This is a genomic window from Paraburkholderia sp. SIMBA_027 (assembly GCF_046535315.1).
Taxonomy (GTDB): domain Bacteria; phylum Pseudomonadota; class Gammaproteobacteria; order Burkholderiales; family Burkholderiaceae; genus Paraburkholderia; species Paraburkholderia tropica.
On the sequence record NZ_JAWRWY010001688.1, the window covers coordinates 1 to 232 of the forward strand.

General features: G+C 66.4%; 1 protein-coding gene. It reads left to right on the plus strand.

Annotation, left to right across the window (positions count from 1 at the left end; all coding sequences use genetic code 11):
• Window positions 1–13: 13 nt before the first annotated feature.
• Window positions 14–232: ATP-binding cassette domain-containing protein (locus SB764_RS44935; protein ID WP_410867429.1), on the plus strand; the 219-nt coding region annotated here is incomplete at its 3' end.

Consider the following 232-nt stretch of genomic DNA (forward strand, 5'->3'; position numbering starts at 1 on the left):
CGAGCGCGGCCAGGTGACAGCGCTTTTGGGAGCCAACGGCGCTGGCAAAACCACCACGCTTGAATGCGCCCAAGGCGTCCAAAAACGGACCGGTGGTTCCATTTCCCTTCTTGGTGCCGATCCTGACAGTGCTGGAGCTGAGCTCCGGTCCCGCGTTGGGGTCATGCTCCAGGACGGCGGCCTCCCGCCGTCGGCCCGTCCCATTCCCCTGCTGCGCCACGTGGCGGGAATG